At 44.9% G+C, this 15,506-nt stretch carries 23 protein-coding genes; 6 read left to right on the top strand and 17 right to left on the bottom strand.

Annotation, left to right across the window (positions count from 1 at the left end):
* Positions 1–59 precede the first annotated feature (59 nt).
* From ACMXYT_RS18535 to ACMXYT_RS18525, 3 genes are all read left to right on the top strand, one after another.
* Positions 60–1,169 (top strand): RCC1 domain-containing protein, encoded by a 1,110-nt coding sequence (locus ACMXYT_RS18535; protein ID WP_415913085.1) that lies wholly within the window; start codon positions 60–62, stop codon positions 1,167–1,169.
* Between the two features lie 272 nt (positions 1,170–1,441).
* The gene (locus ACMXYT_RS18530) at positions 1,442–2,236 is read left to right on the top strand and encodes a hypothetical protein (protein WP_415913084.1); all 795 of its coding nucleotides are present in this window, start codon (positions 1,442–1,444) and stop codon (positions 2,234–2,236) included.
* Between the two features lie 92 nt (positions 2,237–2,328).
* Positions 2,329–2,724, top strand: coding sequence for a hypothetical protein (locus ACMXYT_RS18525; RefSeq protein WP_415913083.1), 396 nt, complete (start codon positions 2,329–2,331; stop codon positions 2,722–2,724).
* Between the two features lie 9 nt (positions 2,725–2,733).
* Here ACMXYT_RS18525 and ACMXYT_RS18520 read toward each other — a convergent pair whose 3' ends face one another.
* Genes ACMXYT_RS18520 through ACMXYT_RS18505 form a run of 4 tightly spaced genes read right to left on the bottom strand, consistent with a single transcriptional unit; the run spans position 2,734 to position 5,229 of the window.
* Complete coding sequence (locus tag ACMXYT_RS18520) at positions 2,734–4,044, bottom strand: hypothetical protein (protein WP_415913082.1); 1,311 nt, start codon at positions 4,042–4,044, stop codon at positions 2,734–2,736.
* 6 nt (positions 4,045–4,050) lie between these two features.
* Complete coding sequence (locus ACMXYT_RS18515) at positions 4,051–4,485, bottom strand: hypothetical protein (protein WP_415913081.1); 435 nt, start codon at positions 4,483–4,485, stop codon at positions 4,051–4,053.
* An 18-nt stretch (positions 4,486–4,503) separates the two neighbouring features.
* The gene (locus ACMXYT_RS18510) at positions 4,504–4,902 is read right to left on the bottom strand and encodes a hypothetical protein (protein ID WP_415913080.1); all 399 of its coding nucleotides are present in this window, start codon (positions 4,900–4,902) and stop codon (positions 4,504–4,506) included.
* Between the two features lie 9 nt (positions 4,903–4,911).
* Positions 4,912–5,229 (bottom strand): hypothetical protein, encoded by a 318-nt coding sequence (locus ACMXYT_RS18505; protein WP_415913079.1) that lies wholly within the window; start codon positions 5,227–5,229, stop codon positions 4,912–4,914.
* A gap of 150 nt (positions 5,230–5,379) precedes the next feature.
* On the opposite strand from ACMXYT_RS18505, the gene ACMXYT_RS18500 reads away from it, so the two are divergent.
* Complete coding sequence (locus ACMXYT_RS18500) at positions 5,380–6,561, top strand: RCC1 domain-containing protein (RefSeq protein ID WP_415913078.1); 1,182 nt, start codon at positions 5,380–5,382, stop codon at positions 6,559–6,561.
* Between the two features lie 134 nt (positions 6,562–6,695).
* Here ACMXYT_RS18500 and ACMXYT_RS18495 read toward each other — a convergent pair whose 3' ends face one another.
* From ACMXYT_RS18495 to ACMXYT_RS18475, 5 genes are all read right to left on the bottom strand, one after another.
* The gene (locus tag ACMXYT_RS18495) at positions 6,696–7,070 is read right to left on the bottom strand and encodes a hypothetical protein (RefSeq protein WP_415913077.1); all 375 of its coding nucleotides are present in this window, start codon (positions 7,068–7,070) and stop codon (positions 6,696–6,698) included.
* 2 nt (positions 7,071–7,072) lie between these two features.
* Positions 7,073–7,720 carry a hypothetical protein gene (locus ACMXYT_RS18490; protein ID WP_415913076.1) on the bottom strand — a complete coding sequence of 216 codons (648 nt, stop codon included), beginning with the start codon at positions 7,718–7,720 and terminating at the stop codon, positions 7,073–7,075.
* Positions 7,720–7,956 (bottom strand): hypothetical protein, encoded by a 237-nt coding sequence (locus ACMXYT_RS18485; RefSeq protein ID WP_415913075.1) that lies wholly within the window; start codon positions 7,954–7,956, stop codon positions 7,720–7,722. Before ACMXYT_RS18485 ends, ACMXYT_RS18490 begins: the two co-directional genes overlap by 1 nt.
* 9 nt (positions 7,957–7,965) lie before the next feature.
* Positions 7,966–8,187 (bottom strand): DUF6489 family protein, encoded by a 222-nt coding sequence (locus ACMXYT_RS18480; RefSeq protein WP_415913074.1) that lies wholly within the window; start codon positions 8,185–8,187, stop codon positions 7,966–7,968.
* 101 nt (positions 8,188–8,288) lie between these two features.
* The gene (locus tag ACMXYT_RS18475; RefSeq protein WP_415913073.1) at positions 8,289–9,149 is read right to left on the bottom strand and encodes a hypothetical protein; all 861 of its coding nucleotides are present in this window, start codon (positions 9,147–9,149) and stop codon (positions 8,289–8,291) included.
* A 168-nt stretch (positions 9,150–9,317) separates the two neighbouring features.
* Between ACMXYT_RS18475 and ACMXYT_RS18470 the strand changes: the two genes are divergently transcribed.
* Positions 9,318–10,106, top strand: coding sequence for a TIGR00266 family protein (locus ACMXYT_RS18470; RefSeq protein ID WP_415913072.1), 789 nt, complete (start codon positions 9,318–9,320; stop codon positions 10,104–10,106).
* 67 nt (positions 10,107–10,173) lie between these two features.
* Positions 10,174–10,743 carry a PIN domain-containing protein gene (locus tag ACMXYT_RS18465; RefSeq protein WP_415913071.1) on the top strand — a complete coding sequence of 190 codons (570 nt, stop codon included), beginning with the start codon at positions 10,174–10,176 and terminating at the stop codon, positions 10,741–10,743.
* A 7-nt stretch (positions 10,744–10,750) separates the two neighbouring features.
* On the opposite strand, the gene ACMXYT_RS18460 is transcribed toward ACMXYT_RS18465, so the two are convergent.
* The 8 genes from ACMXYT_RS18460 to ACMXYT_RS18425 form a co-directional block, all read right to left on the bottom strand.
* A complete protein-coding gene (locus ACMXYT_RS18460; RefSeq protein ID WP_415913070.1) occupies positions 10,751–10,978 on the bottom strand; it encodes a hypothetical protein in 228 nt (75 codons plus the stop codon).
* A 7-nt stretch (positions 10,979–10,985) separates the two neighbouring features.
* Positions 10,986–11,240, bottom strand: coding sequence for a hypothetical protein (locus ACMXYT_RS18455; protein WP_415913069.1), 255 nt, complete (start codon positions 11,238–11,240; stop codon positions 10,986–10,988).
* Between the two features lie 69 nt (positions 11,241–11,309).
* On the bottom strand, positions 11,310–11,603 hold the full coding sequence (locus tag ACMXYT_RS18450) for a hypothetical protein (protein WP_415913068.1): 294 nt from the start codon (positions 11,601–11,603) through the stop codon (positions 11,310–11,312).
* A gap of 364 nt (positions 11,604–11,967) precedes the next feature.
* Positions 11,968–12,276, bottom strand: coding sequence for a hypothetical protein (locus ACMXYT_RS18445; RefSeq protein ID WP_415913067.1), 309 nt, complete (start codon positions 12,274–12,276; stop codon positions 11,968–11,970).
* 70 nt (positions 12,277–12,346) lie between these two features.
* Entirely contained in the window at positions 12,347–13,288 is a 942-nt protein-coding gene (locus ACMXYT_RS18440) for an HDOD domain-containing protein (RefSeq protein ID WP_415913066.1), read from the bottom strand.
* On the bottom strand, positions 13,275–13,526 hold the full coding sequence (locus ACMXYT_RS18435) for a hypothetical protein (protein ID WP_415913065.1): 252 nt from the start codon (positions 13,524–13,526) through the stop codon (positions 13,275–13,277). Before ACMXYT_RS18435 ends, ACMXYT_RS18440 begins: the two co-directional genes overlap by 14 nt.
* Before the next feature lie 75 nt (positions 13,527–13,601).
* Complete coding sequence (locus tag ACMXYT_RS18430) at positions 13,602–14,033, bottom strand: hypothetical protein (protein ID WP_415913064.1); 432 nt, start codon at positions 14,031–14,033, stop codon at positions 13,602–13,604.
* Positions 14,034–14,156: 123 nt separating this feature from the next.
* Entirely contained in the window at positions 14,157–15,503 is a 1,347-nt protein-coding gene (locus tag ACMXYT_RS18425) for a hypothetical protein (protein ID WP_415913063.1), read from the bottom strand.
* Between the last annotated feature and the right edge of the window lie 3 nt (positions 15,504–15,506).

Here is a 15,506-nt window from a genome sequence, read left to right as displayed (position 1 = left end):
TTGCGGGTACTTTATCATAATTATAATCATAATAATAAAAGCCAAACAGGATATTCGTCATGATGAAGCTCATGCTATCTACAGCTATCGCCTTAGCTGCAACGCCAGTCTTTGCTGATTTTAATTTACGCACGCCATTGGGAGTGGAAGAATCACCGGACATTCAAGCCGCTCCGGTTCCAGAAGGTTTGTCGAGCATTGACTGTGGTATTGCTCATTGTTACGGCCTTAAAGGGGGTACGATTTGGTCAGTGGGTAGCAACTCTAATGGGCAGCTGGCCCGTGGCGGCGAGGGGAAAGTTTGGGGCGATACAGGTGTGCCAGCCTCTCAAGTATCAGCTGGCGCTAATCATGGTTACGCGATTCATTCTAACGGCCGTATTTGGTCCGTTGGTGACAATCAATATGGCCAATTGGGCCGTGCAGGCACTACGGATCAGTCTGCTTGGGGTGAAACGGATCTATCTGCTTCATTTATTGAAGCAGGCACCTACCAAGGATATGCGATTAATGATGGCAAGGTTTGGAGTGTAGGGCGGAATAACTACGGTCAGCTGGGTCGATCAGGGACTACCACTATGCATGATTGGGGTCAAACCAACCTTTCAGCCTCTAAGATTTCTGCAGGGTACTACCATGCTTATGCGCTAAGCAATGGTGAAGTTTTCTCTGTGGGGTATAACGGCAATGGTGAATTAGGTCTCGGTGATTCGCTTACGCGACATACATGGACATCCACAGGCATGCAGGCAACGGATATCGCCGCAGGTTGGCAGCATGGTTATATTATCTCCAATAACACCATATTCTCTACCGGATATAACTATCATGGTCAGCTAGGCCGAACAGGGCTGACGAATGCCTTTTATGACACGGGAATTCCTGCCGACAAAGTTTATGCTGGTGCGAACCACGGCTATGCTCTGTCAGGCGGCAAACTTTGGTCAGTTGGCTACAACGCATTTGGTCAGCTCGGTCTTGCAGACAACACCAATCGGACCATGTGGGAAAATACAGGCCTTGATGCAAGTTATGTATATGCAGGCAGGAATGTTGGCTATATTCGCCATGGATTAAATATTTTTGCCGCAGGCGAAAATGGTAGTGGACAGTTGGGCCTAGGCAGTACGGGTGACCGCAACGCATTTACTCAAGTTGTTTATGATTAATTAAATATGGCTTTAATTCAAGCCTCCGTATGGAGGCTTGAATTGTTTGTAGAGTTAAATTATTATAATAAAAAATGATTTATATTGAGGGTGGCTATTAAGTGAAGGTGGATTGATCCATGCTTTTAGCAACGTATGCCCCTATGCCTGTAGTGGTGGATTTACAATACCACGTACCAAAGGGGTATTTCGCCACATCGGACTATATCAATATGAACATAAAGCATCGCCATTAAAAGTCAGGGGATCTAATCCCTAATAAGGAATTAATTATGAAACGTATCGCATTGGCCTTATGTGCCACATTTATGAGCATGTCAGCATCTGCTGATTTTATGTTTAGAGCCTCTGCAGGCATGACTCTCCCAGAAGCACAAACCCAACAGGATGGGGCAACCGAGTCTCAACCTGAGTTAGGACCCAACAATCACGAATTGGTATTCCATCTAGATTACACGCTATACAATAATGATGATCAGATGACGAATCTGGCGTCAGGCGATTCTTTTACCATCCCTACTGGCACCGTTTCTGCCGATGGTGAGGGTAAGTTTGCCTTAAATGGAAATCATAGGAACTACATAACAAATACACCCACGCAATCACTCAATCTTGCTGACTGGACTGTTGAGGTCGAACTCGCCCCTCCTTATATTACGCCCAATGCCAGTACAGCAGGCTTCCATCCATTCATTATGCGAAGTGGAAATTATAGGTATATTGGACTATACCGCTCCGGTGGTAATGGTAGTGGGGATGACGGATTTGTCTACAATACAGTAGGAAGCCCTGATTCGAGCACTATTACCACACCGGACACAGCCCTCCTTGATAAAGGAACGGTTAGACGCCTTCAGCGAGAGGTTACTTTCCCTGTTGAGAAATTACGGTGGGAGAAGGTTGATGGTCGTATTAATACCTATGTGAACGGAAACCATTGGGCATCGATTGAGGCCACTGCTTCAGATGAACTAACAGGGTCGTGGGATATCTTTAAAGGCTCTATTTACGTCCATCCGGATCTCCTTGTACGTTCCTTTAAGCTGTGGGGTACTGCCACACCTTAATCAAAGGGGCGTTTAGCCCCTTTTTAAAATCACTTTTTATTATATGAGTATTTATTTTCCATACAGATCAAATACGGATCGGAGACAGCTGTATGACCAAACCCCTCGCTAGCTTTAACCCTTTACTGTCGCTTTCTCGAGCGCACCAAGCAGCTGAAGAAGAGGGGGCGGTAATAAATCCGGAGCAATTTGTTTTCTACCGGAATAAACATCAGTCATTACCTGTGGCTGAGTTTTGTGAGTTTATGGGTTTTGGTCAGGCAATTAACGCAGCGGAAGATCTAAGTCAGCAGGTGAGCCCTTGCCACATTAGAGCATACTACCTTGCAAATTTTGATACTTACCATGGACTATATGCAGTAGCAGAGCGAGTGATGGGAAATTATGAAGCTGCAGTCTTTTTTCCAGCGGATGATCAGCTTCAAATGGAGCGGAATGCCAACTTCCTCGATCGGGTCAACTTAGAAGTAAGGCAAGATACCTTTTAATAACAGGACTTAGCTTAGCAGCTGAGCAACGGGTGAACTCTCACTAAGCACCCCGGCAACAGCTTGATCAACCAATTCATCATGAGATAAAGGCGTAGCCGAAAGCTTCTCAAAGAATTCATCTGGTATATAGATCAACCCGCGCACATAATCATTCACTTCATCTTGAACTTCATGTCGTATGATAGTTGTTTCTTTTTGGTAGTCCGCCATTCGATTAAAAAAGGCATCGGCTTGTGGATTCCTTTGCACTTGAGTAGATCGTCTTGGGGACGTAAGCCTTAATTCGTTGACCGCTGCATTATCATAAAAGTGTGGTGATCTATTAAACAGGTTTCCCTTTTCCAATATATCTGTTTCAAAACCTTGGCGAATGGTGGTCAACAGGCCGATAAGCTGATCTATTACCGGTGTGCTTTTGTAATACACACAAATATCAGCCAAGAATAGGGAAGGGCTGTCTTTGCTGTAGAGTTCAAGCTTGTAAGGTACATGAAACATCTTGTCACAACCCTTGGTATGCGCAACAACATCGATGCTTTTGGTGATCTTGTAATTGAAGTATTTACCTTCAACTTGCAATGTATCACCGCCAAGAAACCCATTAATCGTCTTTTCACCATAGAGTGATGCGCACAGCTTAATGGCCTTCTTGATTGCTTTCTTCGCCTTCCTTATTTGCTTGTGCTCCTGACTCGTCCGCTGTGCTAAGGCGATCACGCCGCGGTCAGGGCCTTCAATCAATATGCGGGCAGGGTTGTTGCGCAACTGAGCTTCATAGGTGAGCACTTCCATTGGTGAATACATCGTAGCACTGGCTTCAAACCGCTCAAATGACTTATTGATAGTGTCATTTGCACGATGTGCACTCTGCTCGCAAATCCGATGAACGGTTCCACGAAGGTCATGGGGGTCAATCAAACTATCATGGCGACGACTAAATTCATCCATATTGGTCATTGGATGCTTTATACCTTCCCGACTAGCAAGGTGAGACGTAATTTCACTAACGCAATGCTCCTTGAGCCGCTGGACCTCCCATGGAATAGAGAGAGCACACCGTAGATCAACAGCAGCAACCTCATAAGGTTGTGCCCATTGCTCTCGCCATTGCTCATAAAGGGATTCAAGTGCGGCATGATCGAAATTGTTGGTATCAACCAGCCAATCTGCATTTAGCTGCATCAGTGAAGCTGCACACCCAACATCAAAGCGCATCATATACAACTCAACAGCACCATGTAGGACATAGTGACTATCCGGACTCATCCGAAAGCCATCTAATGGTGCCGTGCCGGGTACTACAGCAGGGAAGGGCATTGGTTATCAACCACCCGCGAGGGGACGTAACGCCATCGTATCTTGCTGAGCGATCTCACGTGCTTTTTTCTTACGCTCCTGCTGACGCCCTTCTAGATCCACAATATTTGTGTCTTCGCGAATGCGCTCACCAGCCTCCAGATCACCTGTAGGTGTTTTCATCACAGAGAGCACCTCTTCACTGGATTCACATAAACCTGCCAAGACGGCGTCACCCAGCGCGTCAGGGAGCGATATCTTACGGGACTTTTTCAGATCACTGAGGCGATTTACTTCCACTTTCTTCTCTGAAAGTCCAAGCCATTTTGGCTGCACAACAAAGAAGCTGTAGCCTTTTTCAAGCATTTGCTCAATCATCTGATGCATTTTTTCATCATCAGAGGCATCCCACGAGATGGTCGTGTCGCCACTTCCATTCAAGAGAATCATGTGTCGGTTCATGCCATAACTCCTTACAGCTTATTTAATTTTTCTCAGGAAGCGGCGAGGCAAATAGACGTTTTCCATTGCTTCTGCTCCTTTAAAAAGGTGAGCTACATCTTTAGGTTTTAGTCCAGCTAAGCCACAACCTATTTCAGTCACCATAAAAATCAATTTAGGGTGGGCCTTGGCACACTCGATGAAGCGATCGACATACGGCTTAATTTCTGAGACCGATAAGGTACGACGTATTGAGCTGTCTTTAGTGGGGATACCATACGTTCTTCCCTGCAAGCCTTCCGCTTGCCCCCAGACCGCACCCCACGTTAAAGCCTGCTTTGCAGCTCCACGCCCATGCTTACCGCCTTCGTTACTACCGAAGACAAAGATGTGTTTTGGTGCTAGCCATGTAATGTTATCGGGGGTAATACGCTCCATTATGCAGTCCTACTTCATGTAATGATCGTGCGGTACGTGGGTGATCTTAGCACACACGGTAGGCGTATTGGGTGCAAGCTCAGTGTAGCCGCGATCATGATGTACGTAATCCGCTGATTTGCAGTACTCATTAAATTTTCCTGCGCGTGCTTGCAACACTGCGACCGCCTCAGGCGGCGTAGGTAGGTTAAGATGCATCACGGCATGACTGACTTGCGCGGCCAGTTTTTCCGGAGACATTTTTAGATTGCGGTTATAGTGACAAACAACTTTAACCAATGACACAGGCTTATTGTGTTGTGGCACTTCATCTTCATGAATTGGCATAAGATTTCCTTAATGAAAATTTCCAAATATTATAAAGAGTATTTATGCTAGGTCAAGATGGATTTAATCATAAGGCATTTGGGAAGTATGGACAATTGCATCTCTCTAAATTATTATACGGTAAATAAAACAATAATAATTAAGGTTCTTATGATAAAAATATTACCAGTTGTGGCCTTTGTTGGCCTTGGAGCAATTTTCAGTGTGGAGGCTAGAACCTTTACAGAAGAGGGTCTTATTTACAATGTCCCTATCGGATTTACTTGGCCTCCAGAAGATATAAGCAATAGCCATAGCTCTTTTTTAAACCTCAATAGCCTTACATGTGGAGCAAACCATTGCTATGGCCTTGGTCCTTCTAATGAAATTTGGTCCGTTGGTGCCGATGATTCCGGTCAATTGGCTAGAGACAATTCAGTTAGCAATTCCCTTTGGGCTCCTACTGGGCTTGTTGCAGACACTGTTCTTGCAGCAACAAACACAGGAATGGCAATCAAAGACGGTCGCCTCTATGTTGTAGGTGCTAATTTCAATGGCGGATTAGGGCTTGGGCATACAAATAATCAAGATCACTGGGTTGATACAGGCGTGGATGTCGATTACGCAACAACATCAGGGTACGCCTCATATTACATTAAAGATGGAAATTTATTCGCTACAGGCAGAGGCATTAATGGGCAATTTGGTAATGGGTCAACTGATGTAACAACAACATCATGGGTGGATACAGGCTTCGATACCGATAATATCACCGCAGGTGTGTATTCGGCATATAGCCTAAAAAATGGAACACTGTGGGTAACAGGGGGAAACAACTATGGGCAACTCGGTCATTTTAATCAAACTGATCAAACGGTGTGGGCGGATACTGGCATATCAGCCTCTTCAGTAGCTGCAGGTAAGGAGCACGCTTACTTAATTAAGGAAGGCACAGTTTGGTCCACTGGGCACAATAACGGCGGTCAGTTGGGCCTTGGAACTTCAGGTGACGTTGTTCTAACTTGGACAAATACAGGCTTTTCTGCAAATGAAGTTAAAGCAAACTTTAGGCTGGGTGCTGCGGTACAAGGCAGTAGGCTATTTGTCGTCGGTGGAAATGAGAACATGGGTTTCATTGGCCAAGGCTCAGCAGGAATTGTAAATACCTTTACAGACACTGGGTTTGATGTATCAAGCTTTACCGTTGGAGGTATGTCAACTCACTTCAAGCAGGCGTCTACCGGACATATTTGGGCTGCAGGTGGAAACTTTTTAGGAGAGCTTGGGATTGGAGACAATACCATGCAAACTGAATTTGTTGATATAGATTCAACATACAACCCAAACCCTTAACCTGTCAATCTTATTGCTGAGGGCTATCAACATCCGCGCTGCTGCACCGAAATCCCCTCTGTTTGCGAGGGGATGGGTTTTATAGGCCAGCTAAAATATCAATAGGTTGAAGAGTACATTTCGTATCGCAGTTTTTAATGCAAAAGCTTTAGCAGATCTTTGCTGTAGATAGATACAATAAACCCAAAGAGACACAGTGATAAGCCAACCATCTCCAACCAATTAGTATCCCTGTTCTTAAACACCCAAACCTGAATGATAATAGCAGCAATGAGTGCAGCGACTTTTGCGTATACAGCCATGGCCGGATAACTAAAGAATTGACTACCCCTCCCATAGAAGAGGGTGAATCCAGTTGTTGCAAGTAGTGTGACTGGTAGCGTCAGCAGAGTGATCTTAAATGCCGCCCATGCGCTTAATGTATTCTCTGTTTGGGATTGGATGCCCAGTAAATTAGGAACCTGTATCCCAATCGTTGCAATCAATAGCCATACGAAGCAAACCAGCATAATTAATTCTTTACCGCCTGAGGTAGCTCTTCATCTTCACTCTGACCTTGCTCATGCAATGCGACAAGCCCCATTGTCATGCCGAATAGCTGCAAGAACATAATGCTCCACAAGCCCGTCATTGCAAGAATGGGGCAGTATAAAATCTGCCCCACAATATTTGTTTTAATGAAGGGTGCTTTTTCTATTTGCCCGGCAGAAAATAAGAAATAGGCTGCAAGGAATAAGAAAGCTGCAAATGTCCCAGCATGATCTAAAGCAAGCTTTAGGGTCAGTGGCTCACTGCTGACGAAGAACAGATTATAGAGTAGAGCAAACAGCCCAAATATTACAGCGCATGCGACATACTTATAATCCACTAGCCGGTTAATAACCCAGACTAAGGGGCGAGCCATGCTGATCAGTGAAATCAGCAGAAACGCTAAATTGATGACAGTTGGTGCCATAGCACCCTTAGCCAAGGAAGCTGCCGTAAGCAATAGGCATGCAACTGCATTAATGCCTAAAAAGCGGTAACTAGTACCATCCCAGCCCCCAACAACGACATTAATACCGCAAAAATGTCCAATGACTTTGCGATTAAAGGCGACACGTAGGTAGGTATACATAAGACAGAGTGAGCCTGCCCACCCCAATAGTGTAAGTGCCATTAGCGAACTCGCTTCAAATCAAGGATAGTATTGTCTTGTTGTGAAAGGCCAGCGCGCTCCAACCCTCGGAAGAGGTTATAAGTCTTTGAGAAATACTCATCACGGGACATGCGTGTGTTCGTCATCCTACGGCGATTATTCGGCACGAAGTCTGTAAAAATTGCCCACTTCACTTGCGATAGGCTACTCCAGCGCTGATTGTATCGGAGGTAGTTCTCCTCACATCGCTTACACATATACACTCCTTACTGCTTAACCTGATCTTTTGCAGAAGGAAGCGACCTTTCGAAAGCGCCGTCAAAGATTTTACGGAATCCAAATGGATCAAAAAGATTATCAAATTCAGGTGCTTTAATGCGCTCCTGTAGTTGATCCTGTGCTTTCTCCCACACTGGCTGCATATCAGGCAGACCTATTAATTCACGAACTTCGCGAGGTGTGGCTTCAACTTCACATGTAATTTTCATAACAACCCTTGTAGAAATGGCTTATGCGCTAGGCATAGGCTACATATACTTATTAAAGGTAATTACTATAACACAAATAAATTGGATGTGAAGAGGGGAGATTATTTCAACTTTTCAAGAACTTGGTTAACCAGTTTGCACATTGCTCCGTAGGCAATTTTTACTGGGTAGGCATTGTGAACAGGTATTCTATCTAGCTTGATTTTTTGAATATCCATTAAACTCTGTAATTCCACAGCCAGCGAGGATCTGACCTCATGGCTTCCTGCATCAACAGCAAAGATCAATTTTGCAGCTAGTAATTCATAATGCCTAAGCATTTGCGTAGGTATTTGATCCTCAAGCTTAGGGTTTAATGAATCAAACACCTCCATAGGAAAGCTTTCTACGCACTTTTCAATAGCGTGCGCACCAAGAATGGCAGCCTCATAGCGATCGACCATCAACCGTAAAGACTCATGCAAATCTTCCGGCAGGGTTTTGATCTGTATAGCACGGTGCATTATGGATGTATTTATGGCGGTACCATCTAGTTGCCCATTCATGGCTAGCTGTAGTGCACCTTGCGCTAAGCTCTCTGCAGGTGCCTTTAGTAGGTTGGATAGGTCTTCTAGCTCATAGCAATTACGTACATTTGCACCAATCCGCCTCCACAATTCAGCCACTAACGCTAGTGGAGCTTTGCTGTATTGATCCCAAGGTGGCATGCCATATAGCTCAAAATCAGCAATTTCTGGGAAGTGCATACTTGCTGCATAGACACTTTGCTCGGGTAAGTGCTGTACATCGATTACAGGGAGGAGCGACCGCTCCGCAAGACTCCTTATATAATAGGATGGCGCTTCGCAGTATTTAAGCTGAGCTAGGAGTTTGTGATTCGGTCTTAGGCCGACAATATAGTAATCTTTGGCAATGAAAAGATAAGCAATCTCACTCCCTTTTAATTCTATGCAATTCTCCATTAAAGCTCTCATGTAACCATTGTTGACTAGATCAAGACAAGCATAACTGAAAATCTAGGCTTGTAAAGATTTGATGATAGATAGGCTTTGCCTTTTCAGTATTCAAGGGTTGTATCCGGGTATTTATTTGCGTTATAGTTTCTAAAAATAACAAATTAGGATATTTACATGCGCTCTCATGAGATTGATTACGAGATTATTGGCGAGTCCCTTCAAGTTGTAGAAGTTGAACTAGATCCGGGTGAAAAGGTCATTGCCGAAGCTGGAATGATGAACTACATGGAAGAACATATTACCTTTGAGACTAAAATGGGTGATGGCTCCGAACCTGAGCAAGGTTTGATGGGTAAGCTTTTCTCTGCTGGCAAGCGAGCATTTACAGGTGAATCACTCTTCATGACGCACTTTGAAAATGTTGGCGAAGGTAAGCGCCGTGTTGCCTTTGCGGCGCCGTACCCGGGATCGATCGTGCCACTAAACTTAAATGAGTTAGGCGGTCGCATTATTTGCCAAAAAGACTCTTTCCTCTGCGCAGCACTCGGAACTAAGGTGGATATTGCCTTTAATAAGAAAATTGGCTCAGGCTTCTTCGGTGGAGAGGGCTTTATCCTCCAGAAACTGGAGGGCGATGGTATGGCCTTTATCCAAGCTGGCGGTACGGTGGTTAGGAAAGAGCTTAATAATGAAACACTACGTGTTGATACTGGCTGCCTAGTTGGTTTTACCGAAGGTATTGACTACGACATTGAAATGGCCAAAGGCATTAAGTCCATGCTCTTTGGTGGTGAAGGAATCTGCCTAGCAACCCTGAAAGGCACCGGCACTGTTTGGGTGCAAAGCTTACCGTTCTCGCGTTTGGCAGATCGCATTATCGCAGCATCTCCATCTAACGGCGGCAGTACCGGCGAGGGGTCGATCCTTGGCGGTATCGGCGATATGCTAGATGGTGACGATTAGCATCTGCCTTTCCTGCAGGGGGCACCCCCCCCTGCTTATCAATCCTCTTATGGCTAATTTGATTCATATGAATACGAAAAAAACCTACTGGGCTTTTGTTGATCTTGAAAACATCACCCTCAAGCACGTTGACCTTGCGGCGTATGAGCGGATTATCGTATTTCAGGGCTCCCAACAGAAGCATATAGATTTTGGACTAACTCGGTACGACCATCCACTTAACCTAACTGTGATTCAGATGAGTCGCACGGGTAAGAACTACCTCGATAGCCATCTTCAATTTTATCTTGGGAAATTTCACGCTGAGGCCAGTCTTGATGTGGAATTTGAAGTTATCTCCCACGATTCTGACTTCCAAGGAGTGATTGATCATATTAATCATCTAGGTCGGGTGTGCAGGCGAGGAGGTAGGGGTGAGTGCAATACTGCCACCGAGAGAGTTTGCAGAAAGCTTTTCAACAGGGGGACCTCTCATCTGCCATCAACGAAGCCAAAGCTTCTAAATACGCTTACATCACTTACAAACTCGGAAAATGGTGCAACGCCAGAAGGGTGTTTGCAACATCTGATTAATGAAGAGCTAATTAGCATTGAGAGCGGGCAGTTAATTTACCACTCAGCTAAGTTAGCAGCATAGGAGAGGACTATTCCTCTCCTTTTTGCATCTCTATGATTTGACTGGGTGTGAAATTCAACTGACCCTCAAAGCAAATTGTAAATTGATTGCAATGCGGCTCTTCAATCACCTCATGAATATCTTCACCAAACGCTCTCACACCTGAATCTGCCTCAGACGTACTAATGTCGATACTGGATGTCACCTCCCATTCAGGATGCTCCAATAGGATCTCAGCCAGTTCTTTTGCTAACATGCCAACCTCACACAACTATTGATGTGAATTTACCCACAATCTGATCTACGCTATAAGTAACCGTCGACCCCCTTTGTTTTGCAGCCCCCTTTACTTCGTACATACCGGGAATTTGAGGTGTGCTCACAGTTATTCTATTCCACCAACGTTCAGCACCCAGCAAGATTAGATCTCGCCTAACCACCCCTGAAGGCTCTTCTAATGACATGACTGCAATACCGCCCACGCCAACCGCTACTACTGCATTAAAATCCAATTCCATAGCCACTCCCATTGTTGCTGACAATTTCTATTATAAGAATAAAAATCGTCAGCACAAATCTACATTGGATTATCTTAAGTTTATGATAACGCCTTTGCGATCCAAGCGACTCGCAAGGTTTAGCACAATGCTGGAGTCAAAGTACTGATTGTCCCTCTGGCGGGTAATAATACCATCATCATTGATCATGCAAACCATCATTGTCTTACCAATCTTACGAACGCCGACTGGACTTCCATGATCATCTACTAGGGTCTTACCATGCAATGAAAGTACATAATCCTCTACCAACTCTTTAGTTGTGGACTTGCTGCAGAGTAACTGATCGCCATTATTTAGGAGAGTGCCGTAGAGTTTTTGCATAATAACCTTCACTTTTCATTAGGGTAATGCAGTGAAGTATAACTGGAAATGCTGGTGCAGTCAGATATATAAGATTGATTGGAGGTGAGATTCCGTTCTCCACACTCATCCATGCTCTACCAACCCCTGCTCTCAAACGGGGTAAATCCTTGGCGTCAAACCAAAAAGGCTGTCCATGCTCAACCTTTGGTTTAAATACCAGTTAGGAAGAGTGACCCTGAATCCATTGTCGGCTTATTGCTATCCTTGCTTAATCCTCGGCCAACCGTCACACTCATCACCTAACCAGTAAGGCTAATACTAGCTACCTGATCACGATACGTATATAAGAAAAATTCTTAATTTTTCCCTAATAGGGTGCATTTCAGTCTATTGGCTTGGAATTTACGCTAGGGTTGGCGCATAAATGCTTGCGAACAAACCCGCTATGTATTTTATGCAACTCCACAGCCCCGTGATGCTTATTCTTCCAAATTACCCAGCCGTTCTCAATGCGGTCAACGACATAATCTTTAAATGTCGGATTGTTTCGGTAAGCCACAGGTCGAAAGCGATCTCCTACAGTAGGCGGATCTGTTTTAGCTTTACGAGCATTGAGATAATCTTGAATAAGGCCAGAAAGGGCCAATACCATCAACAAGAAAACCATTCCCCACACAAACGTATGATCCATTTCTTTTACCTTCTGCTAAATATTTCAGTATTACTATAATGAAATATTAATCAAGGTCAAGTTTTCAGCCCTAACCTACACCTAACTTAAAACAGAGTTCTTCGGATTGATCAACTAGGATAGGTAGCGCTTTAACAAGCTGACTCATGTCGAATTTGAAAAAAATATCTGAACTTGAGTGCCAATCTTTTTGTGTGCAATAAGCTACAAGCTTGGCATTCAACTCATCTTCACTCCATGTGCGCCAATCAGGGTTGCGGATCAGTAGTACACTAACCTCATCTGCAAACTGCAAGATCATAGAGAGTTCGCGAAGCTCACACTTAGCTCTAGGGTGTGTAGCCACTTTCTTATGGTGGTGATAACGAACGGCAGCAGAGATCATTGGCGACATGCCCAGTTTTAAGCAGGTCAGATATCCGACTTGAGCGTGCGTAAAACCCATGCAGCTACTTTCTACCTTTACCAGCTCTTTTGCACAGGACCAGTCGCCAGCCTTGGTACCTTGCAAGGCGTTCGGAGCTAGCTGCATCATAACAAATCGGCCAATATCATGAATTAAGCCAGTCAGATATGCTAATTGCGGCTGTGTTTTCAGTTGCTTGCTAACCCGACATAGGAAAGCGGCGATTGTCGCCACTTCCACTGAATGTAGCCATAAAGCTCTATGTTCAGACCGGGTCGGTACAAATACAGTGGTCATGGACTGCGCGGTAATCAGTTCAACAACGGTTCCTGCGCCCACACGCGTGAGGGCTTCTCGAAGGTTTTCTATTTTGGTTTGAGGATTGGAAGAAGCGGAATTTGCATACCCTAAGATAAAACTAGCAAGGGGAGGGTCGCAGGACGCTAGGTCATAAATACCCTCAAAGAAATAATCATCTTCAGGGTCGGCTTGCAACATGTGATACAGAACACCCGGTAGCATAGGTAGTTCTTCGACGTGCGCTTTAACATCGTCTAACGTCACGATCTGAGGTTCTTGATCAAGAATTCCTTCACAGATTGTCATTGCTTTCCCCGGTATTCCTTTGGCTAAAGTGCTTTCTAACCCTATCGTAGTTATATAAATTCATGATAATTTCAGTACGAACACTAACAAGATCAACATAGCACCCCGGATTTGCTTCAGAAGCTTCAAGCCATTTATCCATAGCTTCTTCATCGATCGAATGTGTGTGGAAAACAGGTTTTCCATCCACTCTTACTTGATACTGTGTGTGGCTAGATTGATGAACCTTATCTGTCATGCCGAAGGCCTACTGTTATGAGTACTTTTGAATACTATAACAGTTTTTAATTAACTGCCAACGGGAAATGTAGGGTTATTGCCAACTTAGCGCTGGGAATGAGTTGGTCAGATCCGCCTTCATTAAATTGACCTCATCAATAAACTCAAGGCCACTGGCAATTCCTGCAGTGGACAGCTTATTTTGTTCTGCTCGATGCCTAAACACCCGCTTAGCATGAGTGATATCCTTAATTGATATGGGCGCTGGATACCTCTCTCCACTGAGGACTACGTGTTCAAATAGCAATATGAGATCAAGAGTATTCGTATGCCTTATGCTTTCTCTAATAAGAAAAACGAGATTGATCTCTTGGCGCTTGTGTCCCGGAAATTGCGTGTAGCCGACTAATCGGGTAGAACGCCACTCTTCAAGGTGCCCCATAGATGGCATAAATTGACTGCACCCCTTTAAGGCATGAAGGGCATGGCTATTTTTGTGGACAAACTCATGCACCAGTGTTTCCATGGTGTTTACCTTTTCTTATTATTATTGTTTTAATATAACATTTAATTGGCTGATCTGCATATAGTTTATTCGTCGTACAAGTTTTGACACCATGCATAAAAAAAAGGGGCGATGGCCCCTATTCTAATTAATTATGTATTGTGTTGAGTCTGGTCCATCAGAGGATTTACCCCCCATAACCATTACGGGTGATATTAGCACCGGCTTTCTTAACCTCCGGCCCTCACCGTATGCTTGAGCGCGTAAATGCCCTCGACGCATATGTGGGCGTACAGTCCGTCCTGTGTGCTCGAGTGCATAGCCATCGTACTTTTGATATTCAAAGCTATCAGGTCCGATATAGATGCGGTTGACCGACTGATTCGCCTTCTTGATGGCTGCTTTACGCTTACTTAAGCCTGCCGCATTGCGATGGCGTTCCGCCTCATCCAACTCCCTAACATCTCGCCGAAGTGCATCGGAGTTGATATAAGTGAGACATTTAACTGTATGCTCAAACAATGCCTTATAACCCTCACCAGACGCTCCGAATCGCTGTCGTGTTTGCGCATTTAGCTCCAATTGCTTCTCTACACAAGCCTTTAGGTCCACATCATCACCATCGGCCGGGAAGTAAAAGAAGCTGTACAGATTACTGTCGTCACCCATTGTAGCTCCCGGCTGCGGCACGCCAGTCCAAAGCATGAAGATCTCTCGCACATCCTCATCATGCTTGAATCCGAGTTCATCAGCGGTATAGTCAACCACGGCCATATCTGATGCCTTTATCACTGTCTCCCTAATATAGCAGCCATCTAAAGGGTGTTCTCCCGTAGTATCGTTGTACACCGTGAGTGGAGCAAGGCCTCGTGTGGTCCCAAATTCGAGATAGCAACAAGGGAAGGGGAGTTGAAGCATGTTAGTACTTAACCCTTCGCTAAGGTCAGTATTTAACATGGCATCATTGACGGCATCAGTCAGCGTAAAGATCTTCTCTTCCTGCTGAATATAATCCAATGTGACAAATAACAGGTTGGCGACCATCTGTTCTGATCCCCGGTGTCCGATGAGTGCGTTATGTACACTTGTTACGCCCATAGCTTCCCAGAATTCATAGAATCGCGGATCTTCCAGCGTTTCTTGCTCAATCTGAGCCAGTGATAAGCGCTTGTACGCGAGCATCTCAATCAAATCTTCTAGCGCATCCTTGGGAAGAATCCCTACCGCATTATAAGCCATACATAGTTGGGCAGACCTACGAGGATGGGGAAGATCGCACAATGTGCGGTCTGTGGTATTTGCAGCCAACGACATGCGCTGATGCATGCGCTTCTGGGTTGAATGGCTGGGTGACTGAATTTCCTTCAGTGTAATATCTTCCAGTATCCAACGCCCCAGCCAACTCTTAAAGAGCCTGTGGTGTGGGTAGCGCCGCTTGTTCTGCGGCGAGGTTTGCTTACTTCCTTGTTTGCCTTTTTTCTTCCGCGTCATCCT

It is taken from the genome of Neptuniibacter sp. QD37_11 (assembly GCF_047778105.1).
Taxonomy (GTDB): Bacteria; Pseudomonadota; Gammaproteobacteria; order Pseudomonadales; family Balneatricaceae; genus Neptuniibacter.
This window is presented reverse-complemented; position numbering and strand designations above follow the sequence as displayed.